Below are 16,559 nucleotides of genomic sequence, written 5' to 3' on the forward strand. Positions count from 1 at the left end.
ATGAAGCATTCAGCTATTGAAGCTAATTCCTTGAATTATCTATGAAAAGCAAAAACGGCACAGCTCCTGCTCTCTTCCTCGCAACGCTGATAACGGGCCAGCGAACGGAAAGAAGGAATTGCCACCGTGGAGAAACTCGATAAAGGCCTTTTCCGCCGCCTGCTGATAGGGTGCGTACTGGGTTCATGCCTCAGTCTACCGGCCCAGGCCGACAACGGAATCATCGTGATCACCCGCGATGTCCAACCCCGAATGGCGATCCGCGCGCCGCTGGCGCCAGACCCCAACCCTACCACCGCCAACGCCAACCCCTCTGCCTACATCCTCAAGCAGACCAATGAGCTCAGTGATGGCGACTTCGCCAACATCACCAGCGGCACTGGTATTTCTTCGCTGGTCAACCAGCAGACCAACAACCTGGGCGGAGCCATCGGCAACCAGAACCAGCTTCCCAACATGGCCGCTGGCCGTGGCACAGGCGCAGGCAATGGCATCTCCAACATGGTCAATTCGAGCGTCCAGCGCGGTCTTGCACCGCTGCAGATCCTGACCGGAGGCAAATGAGATGAGGCAGACGCTGTTCATCCTTGCCGCGTTTTGCAGTGCATCGGCCTTGGCCCAGTCCCCCGTGATGAATGACGCTTCCATCGACAGCTCCGGCGGGCAGTACCAAGGCAACTTCTCCCTCAACCAGGCAGCGGGCGACCTGCAGCAACAGGTCAACGCCCGCGCGTTTGCCAATGGGCCGCAGGCCAGCGCGAATACGCAGATCCAACAACGCCTTCAATCCGTGATCGATCCGAACATGGATGCCCGAGCCAGCATTCAGGGCACCGCCTTCAGTCACGGCAGCGGCGCGCTGGGCATCAACCAGAGCGCAGGTGCCAGTACCCAGCAAGCCAACGCACTGAGCATCAGCACCAGTGCGCATCCGCAAAGTATCGACGACAGCGTCCTGATGCAGCAGAACGTGGCGCTGATCAAAAGCTCCGATCCAACCGATACCTCCCCTGGTTATCGCCAGGTCACCACCGGTGACCAGGCCTTCACCGGTAGCCGTGGGGTGATTCAGTTGAATCAGAGCGCCGGGGTGGGAAACCAGACGGCAAACACCCTGAGCGTACGGGTCGCGAACTGACCCAAAAAGGTAAGAACAACACTTAACCGAAAAAAAAGACGGAGAAACACCATGAAACCCTCGATGGCACTCAAGCCTCTGGTTTTCGCAATTGCTGCGGTCATGGCTGTTGCTGCACAAGCGGATCAGAACGATCGGCGTGGACATGGCCACCACGGCCACTACAACCCTCCTCCAAAACCTATCTACACCAGCGCTACTGCCACAGCTGACGACACCCAAAGAAGCACCAACAACTTCATCCTCAATGAAGGCACCGTCAACGAAGCAGAAATGAGCAGCTCGGCCGCAGGCGCGAGCGGCAACGTCGGCGTCAACGTGGCAGCCGGTAACGGCAACCAACAAGACAACGCGGCGGCTATCGCCAACACCGCGTCCGACAACTCTGCCATCGACAACAGCTTCGTCTTCGGCGACTCCGTGGCAACCGCAAACGTCGATCAACACAGCAACAACAACACCGTCAAGAACTGGTCGACCCAAAGCTCGGCTGTCATGAGCGGCTCGGCTGACGGTAGCAGCGGTAACGTGGGTATCAACATTGCTGGCGGCGACCTGAACCAGCAGAAAAACACCATGGCCATTGCCAACAACAGTGCGCCAATTGGTAACTCCACTGCCACTGCCACTGCCAAGCAGACCGGTCCAGGCCTGACCGTCATCAACCGTGCCGACCGCACCTATCGGGTGGATACGCTTACCTTCACCACCTCCAAGAGCGGTTCGTCCTCGCGCAGCGGCTCGTTCGATGCCAACATCGACAAGAGCTCCAGTTCGAGCTTCAGCGTGGCTGGCTCGCAAAGCAGCAGCGCCAGCGGTTCGAAGAGCAGCAGCGCCAGCGGCTCCAGCAGCAGCAACGCCAGTGGCTCTAGCAGCATGAACGCCAGCGGCTCCAGCAGCAGCAGCGCCAGCGGCTCGAACAACATGGCTGCCAATGGCTCGAACAGCTGGAATGCCAGTGGTTCGCATAACTCGAGCTTCAGCTCCACCTCGAGTGCTTCGCTCAGCGCCTCGCTGGATGCTTCGGCCAGTGCCGATGCAACCTCCAGCTCGTCGTTCGGCCCGTTCACCCGGACCCGCAGCGAAAGCTTCGACGGCTCGCTCAGCGCTAACCTCGACGTAGACGTCGATACCTCGAGTGACAAAACCCACGCGTCGTCCTTCGACAAGTCCTTCGATTCGTCGTTCGACAAGTCGTATAGCTCTTCGTATGACCGGACCCGCGACTCTTCTTACGACAAATCTCGCGACACCTCCTACGAGAAGTCTCGCGATTCTTCGTACGAAAAAGCGAGAGCCTCGGAGTGGGAAAAAGCCAACGCTTCGGCCTTCGAGAAGTCCGGCGAGAAAGCCTCGCAATCTTCGGACAGCATCTCGAAGAGCTACAGCGAGTCTAGCGAGTACGCACTGAGCAACACCGTGTCGTTCCAAGTGCTGACCCCGACCGGCTGGGCCAACCCTGTGACCAACACCGCAACCCTCAGTGGCTCGGTGAACGGTGGCAGCGGCAACCTGGGCGTCAACGTGGCAGCCGGTGTGGGCAACCAGCAAAGCAACTCGCTGGCCATCTCCAACACCTCGATGTAGCAACTGCGGCGTGGAGGCCCCCTTCGGGGGGCCTCTTTCTAACAAGAAATCAAAGGGGGGCGTCGAACATGCGCATTATCGCCTTGGCGTTTTTGCTGTGCATGGCCAGTGTGATCGAAGCAGCCCAGATGCCGTTGTCCGTCCTGCCGGGAGGCGCGGTCATCTACAAACCCATCCAGAGCATCCGCGAACGCAAGTTCGCCGACCTGGTGCAACAGAAAACCGACTTCAGTTGCGGCGCCGCGGCCCTGGCGACCATCCTGCGCCAAGCCTACTGGCTGGACGTCGACGAGCAGCAGATCATCGAAGGCATGCTGGCCCATGCCGACCCCGACCAGGTGCGCGTCCAAGGTTTCTCGATGCTGGACATGAAGCGCTACGTGGAAAGCCTCGGCATGCGCGCCCGTGGTTACAAGGTGGCCCCCGATACCCTGCACAGCATCCGTATTCCAGTGGTCGTGCTGATGGACATCCGCGGCTACAAGCATTTCGTGGTCATGCAGAAGGTCGATCGTGGTTGGGTCTACATCGGCGATCCGGTGCTGGGCCACAAGCGCTTCAAGGTAGAGGACTTTCTCAAGGGCTGGAACGGCATCATCTTCGCCGTCATTGGCCAGGGATACGACAAGAACAACATCCTGCTCGACCCACCGTTGCCGCTGAGCGCCAAGAACCGCATCAGTAACTTCACGCCGGTGCAGGACGCTGAGTTGATGGACTTTGGCTTTATCCAAAGCGACTTCTTCTAGCAATCAATGGGCAAGACGCTCCGGGAGCTCCCCATGAAAACTTCTACCTGGCTGGCCTTGATGTGCCTGGCCGCTACCCTGCCGACCCAGGCAGAGACATTCAAACCCATCGAGCTGAAGGATCAGGAGCTGGCCAACCTGCGTGGCCGCTACGTGATGCCGGGACGGATCGTCAGCTTCGGCATCGTCATGACCAGCACCTGGCAGAACGCCAATGGCGAGGTGATTGGCGCAACGTCTTCGATGCAGATTCAGCAATCGACCATCAAGCCGCAGTTCTATGTGTCGATGATCGACGAAAAAGGCACCGGCACCTCCCAACCCACGAGCAATGGCACAGGGACCGTCACCGGCGGCAGCGGCCTGAACACCACCGAAGGCGTGACCCAGGTGGTACGTGCCGCGGGTGACTTCAACACAGCACACAACAATGTCGCCATCAACGTGACCAAGGGCAACCAGGCCCCAACCAGCAGCCCGCAAGGTCAACCCCTGGCTGACGGCTCCTCGCTGACCGGCAGCAACGGTGCGGGTTCGCTGAACGTGTCAGCTTCCGGCACCGGGGTTCAGATGAGCATCGTTGCCAATAACAACCAGGGCAACACCTTCCAGCGCATCGGCCAAGGTGGACTGATGCAGAACACGACCTTGCTCGGTGCCAGCAACCGGGTCAGCAACCTGACGTCGCTCAATGTCGTGATGCGAGACAGTGCTCGCACGGCCGGCACGATGAATGTCAACCTGGACCAGCTCAAAGGCCTTCGAAACCTCGGATACTGATCTACGCTCAGTCTCATCGAATGCAGTCAGTCAGAAGGGACGGCTAACCCATGCACCGTTTGTTGACGCTAAGAGCTATCGTCTGTTTGAGTACCCTGGCACCGGCCACTCTGCTCCAGGCTGCGGCCGACCCGGAGGTCGAAGCGCTGAAACAGGAGCTTATCGCGCTGAAACAGCGCTATGAAGCACAACAGAACGCATTGATGGTGCTGGAGCAACGACTGCGCCAGGTCGAAGAGGCACCTCAGGCCCCAGCCCCGAAACGCCTGACCAAATCGCCTGCCGAAGGGGTCAAGGGCAGCCAGACCGTGGCCTCTGGCGCGCCCGGTACCACAGGCAGTTCCTACGGACAATCGTTGCAGGACAATTCCGAGCCCGCGCAAAGCGTGTCCAACCTGTATGACGAAGCCAGCGGCTTTTTCGGTGGCGGCAAGTTCAGCGTCGAGACCGGCCTGACCTATACCCATTACGACACCCGCGCCCTTACCCTCAACGGATTCCTGGCGCTGGATTCGATTTTCCTGGGCAATATCAACATCGACCGTATCAAGGCGGACAACTGGACCCTGGACCTGACAGCCCGCTACAACATGGATCAGCGCTGGCAGTTCGATATAAACGTCCCGATCGTCTACCGCGAATCCACCTACTCCTCAGGCGGCGCAGGCGGTGCCGCTGGGGTGACGTCCGATGATACGGTGACCCGCGACCCGGCCATCGGCGACGTCAACTTCGGGATCGCCTACAAGTTCCTCGACGAAGACGAAACCTGGCCGGACGCCGTGGCTACACTGCGCGTCAAGGCACCCACCGGCAAGGACCCCTATGGCATCAAGCTGATCCAGAGCCCTGGCAACGACAACCTGGCGGTTCCGGAAGACCTGCCGACCGGCAATGGTGTCTGGTCGATCTCGCCCGGCATCTCGCTGGTCAAGACGTTCGACCCGGCCGTGTTGTTCGCCAGCCTGCAGTACACCTACAACATGCAGGACTCGTTCAGCGACATCAGCCCGCAGGTCAATTCCAAGGTTGGCGGGGACGTGAAACTCGGGGACTCGTGGCAGATCGGCGGCGGTATCGCCTTTGCCCTCAACGAGAAGATGAGTATGTCGTTCTCGGTAACCGACCAGTTCTCGAGCAAGAGCAAGATCAAGCCTGACGGGGGCGACTGGCAGTCGATCAGCAACAGTGACTACAACGCTGCGAACTTCAACATTGGCATGACATTCGCTGCGACCAACAACCTGACGATCGTACCGAACCTGTCCATCGGGCTGACCGATGATGCGCCGGACTTCTCCTTCAGCCTCAAATTCCCTTACTACTTCTGAGTTGTGCGGGCCTGCCCGGCCCGGCAATTGGTAACCAACCTTGTAACCGACCGCTTTCCTGAACTTGGCCTGTTATCATCGAGCACAGAAACATGACGTTTTAATGGCAATAAGGAAAGTTTTCGTGAATGACCTGTTAGGCCACCCTCGCACCCGTCTTGCCGCCCTGGCGACCCTGGTGCTGGTGATCCCACTGGGCGCGCGCGCCATGTTGGGTTGGTCCAACGCTTTTGGTTACCTGTCGGACCTCGCGATCGGCAGCCTGCTGGTGCTGGCACTGCATCGCCGCCCCTGGTGGCTGGCCCTGCCGGTGCTTCTGGCCTGGGCCGGGTTCTGGGTGACTTCGGCGGAGCTGGTGAGTGCAGTGGGCCGGCTGCCCACCGCCGCCGACCTGGGCTACCTGACCGACCCACAGTTCGTGGAAAACTCCACCGGTGGCGGCCTTGCCCATGCCTGGCTACCCTGGGCACTGGCGCTGGGCCTGCTGGGGTGGGTGGCGAGCCTATCGTTCGGGGCCCGTTCGCCTGCTACTCCCTTACCCCGCAAGGCCTGGGCCATTCCCGTGCTGCTGTTCGGCCTGCACTGGAGCGGTCAGCACCTGGCGCCGTCGGACGCCGACCAATGGCGCCAATACAACCTCTCCCACCAACTGCTGGCAGCAGGCGTCGGCAGCGTGCAGCAACGTGCCCTCGATGCGTTTGGCGAACAACAACCCGTAACCCCGCTGCCAAGCGCGGGCCTTACCCAGTCCGACTTGCATGGCCGCAAGCTGTTGGGCGTGCCCGGCCAGGCGCGCAACCTGCTGGTGATTACCCTCGAAGGTATTCCCGGGGCTTACATCAGGCCTAATCGCCAGGCCCTGAATAGCCGCTTCGACGAAGAGCTGATGCCCAAGCTCAGCCACTGGGCAGAGCGCGGCATGAATACCCCGGATTACGTGCTGCATACCCACCAGACCATTCGCGGCCTGTACGCCATGCTCTGTGGTGACTACGACAAGCTCGCCAACGGCACTCCCAAGGGCATGGAGCTGTTGACGCAGCAACAGCGCAATCAGGCTTGCCTGCCGGCGCAGCTGCGTCAGGCGGGATTCACCACCCATTACTTGCAGGGTGCAGGCCTGCGTTTCATGGCCAAGGACCGGATCATGCCGCACATTGGCTTTGACTCGGTGAATGGCCAGGAATGGTTCCGCAACGGGAACTACCTGGAGTTCCCCTGGGGCAAGGATGACCGGGCCTTCTTCGAGGGTGCGCTGGACTACGTGGGCCAGCTACGCAAACAGGACAAGCCGTGGATGCTCACCCTGCTGACCGTGGGCACGCACCAGCCCTACTCGGCGCCCGAGCAGTACCTGGAGCGGTACGATACCGCCAAGCAGGCGGCAGTGGCCTATCTGGACGATGCCATTGGCGCGTTTCTCGACAGCCTCGAACAACAGGGTGTCCTCAAGGATACCCTGGTAGTGGTTACGTCCGATGAGTCCCACGGCATCGACGGAGTACGCCTGGCATCATCCTGGGGTTTCAACCTCACCCTCGCCCCCGAGCAAGCCGCATTGCCCCGCGTGAACCGCGGCACCTATGGGCATATCGACCTAGCCACTTCGTTGCTCGATTACTTCGCACTGCCCATTCCCGCCGCCCTCGGCGGGCGCTCGCTGTTTCGCGACTATGACAGTGGCCGCGAGATGATCGCCTACACCAACGGCATGCTTCGCTACCATGACGGCAAGGGCGTGTTCACCGAGTGCGACTTCCAGCAGCGCTGCCGGCGATACGCCAGCGAGGGATTCATTGCCGACCAAGCCAAGTACCTGGGGCCAGGCGATGCGATTACCGGGCTGCAGATCAGCGCTCTGGCCGGAGTGCTCGACCAGTCCTTGCTGCAGACACCGCTGAACCTTCGCTACCAGTTCGGCGGTCCGTCCGCCATCCCGCTGCAAGCCCGAATACACGACGACTGGGCCGATAACCTGATCGGCGCACAGTATCTGGAACTGCCGGAGGGCTCGCACACCAGGGTACGGGTCAAGATCCGCTCCCTCGACCCGCAGCACAATGCCTACATTCAGCTCAAAGCCAAAGAGCTAGAGCAGGATGTACCATTGGGGCTACCTGAAGAAATGCTGGTAACGGCGGACCAGCCTCTGGACATGGAGTTCGGTTTCGACAACCCGACTGAGCGCAAGGCGTTTTCTTTCCATTTGCTGGGGTACGGCGGTGGCGAGGTGGAGGTCAGTGACTTCAGTGTGATCACAGCGCTGCCGGGCGAGGACGAGGCTGTCGAGGAAATTGCCGACGGGCATATTGCGCAGTCGAGTTGAGACGCAGTGCCAAAGTGTCCAGGCTGCTTCCGAACAACCCCACACGTTGAGTCAGCCCGGCTGAATGCTTACCTGATCTGATGCTTGTGCAGCAGGCGATAGAAGGTTGGCCGCGACACCCCGAGCACCCGCGCCGCGATGCTCAGGTTATCGCTGTGCCGGTTGAGCACATCGCACAATGCCTGACGTTCCGCGCGGTGCTTGTAGTCCTCCAGCGTGCCCAGCGGTTGATCCTGTTGCTCCACTACCTGCAAACCAAGGTCCTGCGCCTCAATCTGCCGCCCTTCGGCCAGGACCAAACCTCGCCTCACACGATTGGCCAGTTCCCGCACATTACCCGGCCAGTCGTGTCGGCCCATCGCAGCCAGCGCATGGTCGCTGAACGAACGCGGTCTGCGCCCAGTTTCCAGGCTGTAGAAATGCGAAAAGTGGTTGGCGAGCATCGACAGGTCACCATGGCGGTCGCGCAGGGGCGCAGTCACGACCTGCAGGACGTTCAGCCGGTAATAGAGGTCTTCGCGAAAGCGGCCCTGTTCGATGGCCTTCTCCAGGTCCACATGGGTCGCGGCCAGTACCCTGACGTCAACGGGGATAGGTTGGCTGCCTCCCACCCGTTCGATGTGCTTCTCTTGCAGAAAACGCAGCAAATTGGCTTGCAACTCCAACGGCAAGTCACCGATCTCATCGAGAAAGAGCGTACCGCCGTGCGCTGCTTCGATTCGCCCGACCTTGCGCTGGTGGGCACCCGTGAAAGCCCCCTTTTCATGACCGAACAGTTCGGACTGGATCAGGTGTTCCGGGATCGCGCCGCAGTTAATGGCGATAAACGGTTGATCGAAGCGTTGCGACTGACGGTGCAACGTGCGGGCCACCAACTCTTTGCCCGTGCCACTTTCTCCCCGGATCAGCACCGGCGATTCGGTCGGCGCCAGTTTGCCCAACAACTTGCGCAGTTCACGGATGGGTCTGCTGTCGCCAAGCAGTTCGTGCTCAAGCTCCTCCACCTGCATCGCACCTTTGCCACGCAAGCGCGCCATGCCAAACGCACGCCCCAAGGTAACTTGAACCCTGGACACATCGAACGGCAAGGTGTGGAAATCGAAGAACCACTCGCAGACGAAATCTCCGACGTTCTGCATGCGCAGCTCTTCAGCGCTCAACACGGCAATCCATTCGGTGTTGCTGCGCTTGATCATGTCCTTGACTGCGTCGGGGTGGCGCAGGTGCGACGCCTGCAGGCGCAGCAAGCCGACATCGCATGGGTACTCCAGCGCAGCGCCCAGCGTACAGCTATGCACGTCCCAGCCCGCTCCACTCAGGCCTGGCAAAAGACGGTGGCAATCGTCGCAAGGATCGACAATGAGCAAGCGGCGTTGAGATGCAGGCTCGTGCATAACCTTTCCTTGGCGCCAAATTATGGTTTTTTACATGAAAACAGTAAGTTGCGACGCCCGAATTAACAGTAGCAACGAACTTGGCGCCGCCCACTACCGTTTGTCTGTAAACGGGAGTGGCTACAATTCGACAAGGGAATTTTCACCGGTTGATGACGTCACACGGGGCGTAGAATGGAGAGTCATTTCTCCGCCCCCAAAAAATTTACAACTGCCATGTGACTTGAACACCGACTTGGAGCATCAGTACGAATAACCCCGCGCTGCGTATCGCGAAATGTTTTAGCGAGCACTCGACAACGCGGACTTCACTTCGATGTTTGGGACCATAGAGAGACCGAACCATGAATGCCCCGCTCCGTGTCAACGAAGCACTGCTGATTGCCGACCATGCCTTTGAACCCTTCCAGTGCGTTGCCTGGGATGCCCCAAACGGTTCGGGCGAGCTGAGTCTGGCAGTCATCGACCGGACCAGCACCCGTATCGGCAGCAAACAGGTTTCCTCGCGTATCTATTCCGACCCAGCGCAATGGGCGAACCTGATCGAGGAAGTGCGTGCCGAACTCTCCGAAAAAGGTTATGACCTGCAACCTTGGTCGATGCCGAAGTAATAGCTGCGGGTGACACAAGTGCGTGCCAGTGCACGCACCTGTGAAACATGTGCTGTTACTGCCACGGCAACTTTCCTTATTGCGGCACAGTGTCGCAGCCTGCTGACAAGTGTCACTTTTGCATTACCTTGAAGTTTTGCAGGTGCCGGTATTCGGCTTGCAGTTCTTCGGCCAATTGTCTGGCACGCCCCAGGCGTACTGGCGCCATTTCCATATCCACCAGCAGGGTGTCGCAAGCCAGTGGTTGCACAGCGCCCCAACGCTGCAGGCGGCCATCGGTGAACACCAGGCAGCGCTGCAGCTCCTGTGGACAGGCCTTGCGCCGCGCCAGCAGCCACTGACGAGCCTGGTCCAAGGCCGCGATCAGGGGGGTACCACCACCGGCGCCCAGCGCCTGCAACCAGAGTTGCAACGCTGCAGAGGCCTTGAGGCCATGGCGCTGCCATTGTGGCGTACCTCCGCTGGCGGTCAGCAAGGCCAGACGCGCTCGCTGGCGATAGGCCTGGTCGAACAGCTCTGCCAGCAGCCCTTTGGTGTGTGCCAACGCCTGGTGACGACGGGTCGACGCTGAGGCGTCGACGATCACCAGCCATAATTCGTTCGCTTGGGCCCGCCGCTGTTGCCAGCACAGATCCTTGCGCACGCGTGGCCGCCCCTTGAGCAGGGTCGGCAACCAGGCAACCCGGCCGGTGGCAGCCGCCTGAACACGGCCCCGGCTGGCGCCCTTGAGCGGTCCGACGCGGGGCCTGGCATCCGTCGCCTTGGCGTCAGGCGGGCGGATGCTCAGGGCTTTTTTGCCCAGTTCGGCACCTCGCGGCAAGCCCCGGTGGCTACCGGCTGAGGCGCCATGGCGCCCCAATCACCCTGCCCGCCTTGCCTTTGCCCTTCTCCTTGGCCGCCCTCAGGCGCTGCCGATGGCGGCATGGCGGGGGGCGAGACCCGACGGCGGTGGCGCAGGGCGAACTCCGCTACGGCGTCGACATCTTCCTCTGCAATGACTTCGGCGCCGCGCCAGGCGCAGTGGGCGCGGGCTGCTCGCAGCCAGACCAGATCGGCACGCAGGCCATCGACGCCAGCGGCGAAGCAGCGCTCGGTGATCCAGGCCAGAGCCTGGTCATCCAGGGCAATACGCTCGAGCCGCTGACGCGCGGCCTGACAGCGTTCACGCAGTTGCGCCTGGGCTGCGGCCCATTGCGCGCAGAACGCTTGAGGGTCGCTGTCAAAAGCCAGACGGCGGCGAATGATGTGCTGACGAGCGTCTGGGGTAGGCACCCCTTCAAGAGCCACATTCAAGCCAAACCGGTCCAGCAGTTGCGGGCGCAGCTCGCCCTCTTCCGGGTTCATCGTGCCAATCAGCACGAACCGGGCGCTGTGGCGATGAGAAATGCCGTCGCGCTCGACTCGGTTGGTTCCGCTGGCCGCCACATCCAGCAGCAAGTCCACCAGGGTATCGGGCAGCAGGTTGACTTCATCGACGTACAACACGCCGCCGTCAGCCTGGGCCAACACTCCTGGGGAAAACTGCGCCTTGCCCTGGCCCAGCGCCGCGTCCAGGTCAAGCGTACCGACCAGCCGCTCTTCACTGGCGCCCAAAGGCAAGGTGACAAACGGCCCTTCACCCAGCAAATCCGCCAAACCACGCGCCAAGGTGCTCTTGGCCATGCCGCGCGGACCTTCGATCAGTACGCCGCCAATCCTCGGGTCGATGGCCGTCAGGCACAGCGCCAGCTTGAGGTCGTCGGCGCCAACCACGGCCGCCAGGGGAAATTGTACGGGTTCACTCATTTCAAGCCTGTTCCTCGCCGTCGAGCAACTGCTCCTCGAGGGCCTCTCGATAATCGCCTGGGGCCTGCCAGAGGCCTCGTTGCTGAGCCTCCAGCAAGCGCTCGGTCAGATCGCGCAGGGCCTCTGGATTGTGCTCGCGCATGAATTCGCGCGTCGCCGGGTCGAGCACATAGGCATCGGCCAGGGACTGGTAATGATGGTCATCGATCAGGTGCGTGGTGGCATCGAAGGCGAACAGGTTGTCGACCGTCGCGGCCATTTCGAAAGCCCCCTTGTAACCGTGGCGCTTCACCCCGTCGATCCACTTGGGGTTCAGCGCACGCGCACGAATGACCCGGTTCAGCTCTTCCTTCAGGGTACGGATACGGGGGCGGTCGACCTGGCTGTGATCGCCGTGATAACTGGCCACTGTCGTACCGGCCAGCGTCTCCGAGGCCGCCAGCATGCCACCCTGGAATTGGTAATAGTCGTTGGAGTCGAGCACGTCGTGCTCGTGGTTGTCCTGGTTCTGCAACACCGCCTGCACCTGACTCAGGCGACGGGCGAACTGAGTGCGTGCCGGTGTGCCCTGGTCAGCGCTGCCATAGGCATAACCACCGTGGTTGAGGTAGACCTCGGCCAGGTCCTCACGCTGCTGCCACAAGCGTCCATCGATGGCGTTCTGCACGCCGGCGCCATAGGCGCCTGGCTTGGCACCGAAAACCCGCCAACCCGCTTCACGGGCGGCCTGCTCGGCCGAGACGCCTTGTGCGATCAGCACTTCACGCTCACTGCGCACCCGAGCCGCCAGAGGGTTAAGGTCATCTGGCTCATCCAGTGCAGCCACCGCTTGCACGGCGGCATCGAACAGCCGGATCAGGTTACCGAAGGCATCTCGGAAAAAGCCCGAAACACGCAAGGTCACGTCCACCCGAGGGCGGTCCAGCAGGCTCAGGGGCAATATCTCGAAATCATCGACCCGCTGGCTACCGGTCGCCCACACCGGCCGAACGCCCATCAATGCCATGGCCTGGGCGATGTCGTCGCCCCCCGTGCGCATGGTTGCCGTGCCCCAGACCGACAGGCCCAATTGGCGCAGATGGTCGCCATGGTCCTGCAGATGACGCTCCAAGACAAGGTTGGCCGAAGCGAAGCCCAGGCGCCAAGCCGTGGTCGTGGGCAGGTTGCGCACATCCACGGTGTAGAAATTGCGGCCGGTGGGCAGTACGTCCAGACGGCCACGGCTGGGCGCACCACTGGGGCCGGCAGGCACGAAGCGCCCCTCCAGCGCTGCCAGCAGGCTGCCGATTTCGGCCGCCCCACAAGCATCCAGATTCGGCGCGACCTCGTCCTGCAGCGCCTGCACCACCTCACGTACCGACTGCCACGGGGCTTGCTCGGGCAGTCGCAGCGTGCCGGCCAGGGCTTGCTCGATCACCTGCAAGGCCATCAGTTCGAGGCGTTCGCGGGTGTCGCCACAGGTTCGCCACGCCGAACCGCTGACGGCCTGCAACACGTCGGGGCGCGGCCCTTGCCAGGGTTGACCGAGCTCGCAGTCCAGCGGATCGAAGCCCAGTTCCAGCGCCTTGGCCAGGGCTCGCGGCAAGCTGGCGTTGCCACCACGACCATCGCCACGCTCTACCCGCAGCAAGGCGAGCAAGGTATCCAGACGCAGCCGTCCTTCAGGAGATTGGCCGAACACATGCAAGCCATCGCGGATCTGCGACTCCTTGAGGTCGCACAGGTACGTATCCAGACGCGGCAACCATACCGTTGCGTCGTCCAGCTGGCCTTCGAGCTGAAGTTCGCGGTCGATATGGTTGACCTTGACCAGTTCGAGTATGTCGCGCTGAAGCTCGCGGGCACGCCGCGGGTCAAGCAGTTGCGCCTCGTAGTATTCATCGGCCAGTTGTTCCAGGTGGCGCAGCGGGCCGTAGGTTTCGGCGCGGGTCAGTGGCGGCATCAGGTGGTCGATGATCACCGCTTGGGTACGGCGCTTTGCCTGTGCGCCCTCACCCGGGTCGTTGACGATGAACGGGTAGATGTTCGGCAGCGGCCCTAGCAATGCATCGGGCCAACATTGGGCGGATAGGCCGACCCCCTTGCCAGGCAGCCATTCGAGGTTGCCGTGCTTGCCGACATGGATCACCGCATCGGCGGCGTAGGCATGACGCATCCAGAAGTAGAACGCCAGGTAGCCGTGCGGCGGAACCAGATCGGGGTCGTGGTAGACGGCGCTGGGATCGACCTGGTAGCCGCGTGCGGGCTGGATGCCAACGAAGGTCAGGCCAAAGCGCAGACCCGCTACCATCAGGCGGCCACTGCGGAACATCGGGTCCTGCTCGGGCGGCCCCCAGCGCTCCAGCACGGCTTGGCGGTTGGCATCCGGCAGACGTTCAAAGGCTGCCTGATAATCCGCCAGGCTCAGGCTCTGGGCACAGGGGCGCTGGTCCACGTGGTCGAGGTCGTTGGTGACACCGCCCAGCAGTTGATGGATCAACGCGGTGCCGCTGCCAGGCAGCTCGCTCGTCGGATACCCCTCGTCCTGCAGGGCCTTGAGGATATTCAATGCAGCGGCCGGCGTATCCAGGCCGACACCGTTGCCAATGCGCCCGTCACGGGTCGGGTAGTTGGCCAGCACCAGGGCGATGCGTTTCTGGCCATTGGGCAGGCGCGCAAGCTCCACCCAGCGGCGCGCCAACTCGGCAACGAAATCCATGCGCTCGGGATGGGCGCGGTAGCACACCACGTCCGCCTGGCTACGCTCGCTGCGCCAGGCCAGATCCTTGAAACTCACTGGCCGGGTGATGATGCGCCCGTCAAGCTCGGGCAAGGCGATATGCATGGCCAGGTCGCGGGCGCCCAGGCCCTGCTCGCTTGCCTCCCAGCCGGGCTGGTTGTCCTGGGCGCAGATCGCTTGCAGAACTGGAATGTCGCGCCGGAATGGTCGCGAATTGGGTCGCTCTGGGCTGGACAGGGCAAACCCGGTCGTGTTGATCAGGACTTCGGCTTCGACCTCTTCCAGCCAGGCCTCGACCTGCTCCAGGCAGGCGCTTTCCTTGAGGCTGGCCACCGCGATGGGCAATGGATTGAGCCCGGCCTTCTGCAAGCGCTTGCAAAACACGTCGATGAATGCGGTATTGGCCGCCTGCAAGTGCGAGCGGTAAAACAGCACCGGTGCCACCGGCTGTTCCGGGCGCCAATGGCCATACCAGTCTTGGATTGATGCACTGGCCTTGGTGGGGTGATAGACGGCGGTCCGGGGCAGCGGTTGAGGCTCGTCCCAGGCGTAGTCGCAGCCCAGCCACTGGCTAGCGATGCAGTTGAACAGGTTGACGGCATTGGCCTTGCCGCCCTGGCGCAGGTAGTGCCACAGGCGGTCCGCCTGCTCGGGGGCCACCGTGCTCAAACCGGTAAGTTCGGGGTCCGGGCGATCATCGCCGGGCACCAGAATCAACTGCACCCCGCGCGCTGCCAGTTCGACCAGCTGTTCGACGCCATAGCGCCAGTAGCCGACGCCGCCGTGCAGCGAGACCAGGATCACCTTGGCATGGCGCAGCACCTGGTCGACATACAGGTCGACCGAAGCATGATTCTGCACCTGCATAGGGTTGGCTAGACGTACGCTGGGGAAGCCAGGCGGCAGTTGCTCGGCGGTGTCGGCGAGCAACGCCAGGTGCGAATCGCCGCTGCAGAGGATCACCAGGTCGGCGGGGGTCTGGCCGAGGTCGGCGATGCTGTCGTCCGGCACGAAACCGCCGGGCTGGGTCCGCAGCAGGTGCATGGGTCAGGCGCCCAGGGCCTTGCGCAGTCGCGCTTCCAGTTCACTGGCGTTCAGCTCCTGGCCGATCAGCACCAGGCGGGTGATACGCGGCTCGTCGGCGCGCCAGGCGCGATCGAAATGCTTGTCGAAGCGCGTGCCCACGCCCTGCACCAGCAGGCGCATCGGCTTGCCCGGAATGGCCGCGAAGCCTTTGGCGCGCAGAATGCCGAATTCGACCACCAACTGGGTCAGGGCATCGAGCAGCAAGCTTTCATCGGCTTCGGGCAGGTCGATGGAGATGGAGTCGAAGGCATCGTGGTCATGATCGTCATGGTCGTCGTCATCGTGGTGCGAATCGTGGTGGGTGCGGCGACCGTCGATATGCGCCTCGGATTCAGCCCCCACGCCCAGTAGTACGTCCAGTGGCAGGCGACCGCTGCTGGCTTCGATCACCTTGACTGCTGGCGGCAGCTCTTCGGCGACTTCCGCCCGGACCTTAGCCAGGCCTTGGGCGTCGATCAGGTCGGCCTTGTTGAGCACCACCAGGTCGGCACTGGCCAGTTGGTCGGCGAACAGTTCGTGCAGCGGCGATTCGTGGTCCAGGTTGGGGTCGAGCTTGCGCTGGGCATCTACCTGGTCTGGATAGGCTGCGAATGTGCCGGCGGCCACCGCCGGGCTGTCGACCACGGTGATGACGGCGTCCACAGTGCAGGCATTGCGAATTTCCGGCCACTGGAAGGCCTGTACCAGGGGTTTTGGCAGGGCCAGGCCGCTGGTTTCAATGAGAATGTGGTCGAGGTCGCCACGGCGCGCCACCAATTCGCGCATTACTGGGAAGAACTCTTCCTGTACGGTGCAGCACAGGCAGCCATTGGCCAGTTCGTAGACGCGTCCGCTGGCTTCTTCCTCGGTGCAACCGATGCTGCACTGCTTGAGAATTTCGCCGTCGATACCCAGTTCGCCGAATTCATTGACGATTACCGCGATACGGCGGCCTTGGGCATTGTCGAGCATGTGCCGGAGCAACGTGGTTTTGCCCGAGCCGAGGAAGCCGGTGACGATGGTGACGGGTAGCTTGGCCAGTGTTTTCATGTCGCAATGCCCTTGGCAGGATGG

Annotated in this window: 13 protein-coding genes; 8 read left to right on the forward strand and 5 right to left on the reverse strand. The window is 61.9% G+C overall.

What is annotated here, in order from left to right; all coding sequences use genetic code 11:
* The first annotated feature begins 126 nt into the window (after window positions 1–126).
* The 7 genes from P3R38_RS13465 to P3R38_RS13495 all read left to right on the forward strand — a co-directional run bounded on the left by P3R38_RS13465 (window position 127) and on the right by P3R38_RS13495 (window position 7,911).
* Entirely contained in the window at window positions 127–564 is a 438-nt protein-coding gene (locus P3R38_RS13465) for a hypothetical protein (RefSeq protein WP_027907336.1), read from the forward strand.
* Window position 565: 1 nt separating this feature from the next.
* Complete coding sequence (locus P3R38_RS13470) at window positions 566–1,138, forward strand: hypothetical protein (protein ID WP_023380802.1); 573 nt, start codon at window positions 566–568, stop codon at window positions 1,136–1,138.
* A gap of 51 nt (window positions 1,139–1,189) precedes the next feature.
* Window positions 1,190–2,725 carry a heme utilization protein gene (locus P3R38_RS13475; RefSeq protein WP_277686245.1) on the forward strand — a complete coding sequence of 512 codons (1,536 nt, stop codon included), beginning with the start codon at window positions 1,190–1,192 and terminating at the stop codon, window positions 2,723–2,725.
* 68 nt (window positions 2,726–2,793) lie between these two features.
* Window positions 2,794–3,474, forward strand: a complete 681-nt coding sequence (locus P3R38_RS13480; protein WP_023380804.1) for a C39 family peptidase — start codon at window positions 2,794–2,796, stop codon at window positions 3,472–3,474.
* A 33-nt stretch (window positions 3,475–3,507) separates the two neighbouring features.
* A complete protein-coding gene (locus P3R38_RS13485; protein WP_277686246.1) occupies window positions 3,508–4,254 on the forward strand; it encodes a hypothetical protein in 747 nt (248 codons plus the stop codon).
* Between the two features lie 50 nt (window positions 4,255–4,304).
* Window positions 4,305–5,585, forward strand: a complete 1,281-nt coding sequence (locus tag P3R38_RS13490; protein ID WP_023380806.1) for a hypothetical protein — start codon at window positions 4,305–4,307, stop codon at window positions 5,583–5,585.
* 124 nt (window positions 5,586–5,709) lie between these two features.
* The gene (locus P3R38_RS13495; protein WP_023380807.1) at window positions 5,710–7,911 is read left to right on the forward strand and encodes an LTA synthase family protein; all 2,202 of its coding nucleotides are present in this window, start codon (window positions 5,710–5,712) and stop codon (window positions 7,909–7,911) included.
* Between the two features lie 68 nt (window positions 7,912–7,979).
* Here P3R38_RS13495 and P3R38_RS13500 read toward each other — a convergent pair whose 3' ends face one another.
* Window positions 7,980–9,305, reverse strand: coding sequence for a sigma-54 dependent transcriptional regulator (locus P3R38_RS13500; protein ID WP_023380808.1), 1,326 nt, complete (start codon window positions 9,303–9,305; stop codon window positions 7,980–7,982).
* 344 nt (window positions 9,306–9,649) lie between these two features.
* Here P3R38_RS13500 and P3R38_RS13505 point away from each other — a divergent pair, with 344 nt between their 5' ends.
* Window positions 9,650–9,916, forward strand: a complete 267-nt coding sequence (locus P3R38_RS13505; RefSeq protein WP_023380809.1) for a hypothetical protein — start codon at window positions 9,650–9,652, stop codon at window positions 9,914–9,916.
* Window positions 9,917–10,028: 112 nt separating this feature from the next.
* Here the strand turns inward: P3R38_RS13505 and P3R38_RS13510 are convergent, their stop codons facing one another.
* From P3R38_RS13510 to cobW, 4 genes are all read right to left on the reverse strand, one after another.
* Complete coding sequence (locus tag P3R38_RS13510; RefSeq protein WP_277687217.1) at window positions 10,029–10,589, reverse strand: VWA domain-containing protein; 561 nt, start codon at window positions 10,587–10,589, stop codon at window positions 10,029–10,031.
* Window positions 10,590–10,699: 110 nt separating this feature from the next.
* Window positions 10,700–11,701: an AAA family ATPase gene (locus P3R38_RS13515; protein ID WP_277686249.1), complete on the reverse strand. Its 1,002-nt coding sequence runs from the start codon at window positions 11,699–11,701 to the stop codon at window positions 10,700–10,702.
* 1 nt (window position 11,702) lies between these two features.
* Entirely contained in the window at window positions 11,703–15,464 is a 3,762-nt protein-coding gene (cobN, locus tag P3R38_RS13520; protein WP_202675382.1) for a cobaltochelatase subunit CobN, read from the reverse strand.
* Between the two features lie 3 nt (window positions 15,465–15,467).
* Window positions 15,468–16,535 (reverse strand): cobalamin biosynthesis protein CobW, encoded by a 1,068-nt coding sequence (gene cobW / locus P3R38_RS13525; protein WP_023380813.1) that lies wholly within the window; start codon window positions 16,533–16,535, stop codon window positions 15,468–15,470.
* Window positions 16,536–16,559: the final 24 nt, after the last annotated feature.

It is taken from the genome of Pseudomonas sp. NyZ480 (genome assembly GCF_029537255.1).
GTDB classification, from domain to species: domain Bacteria; phylum Pseudomonadota; class Gammaproteobacteria; order Pseudomonadales; family Pseudomonadaceae; genus Aquipseudomonas; species Aquipseudomonas taiwanensis.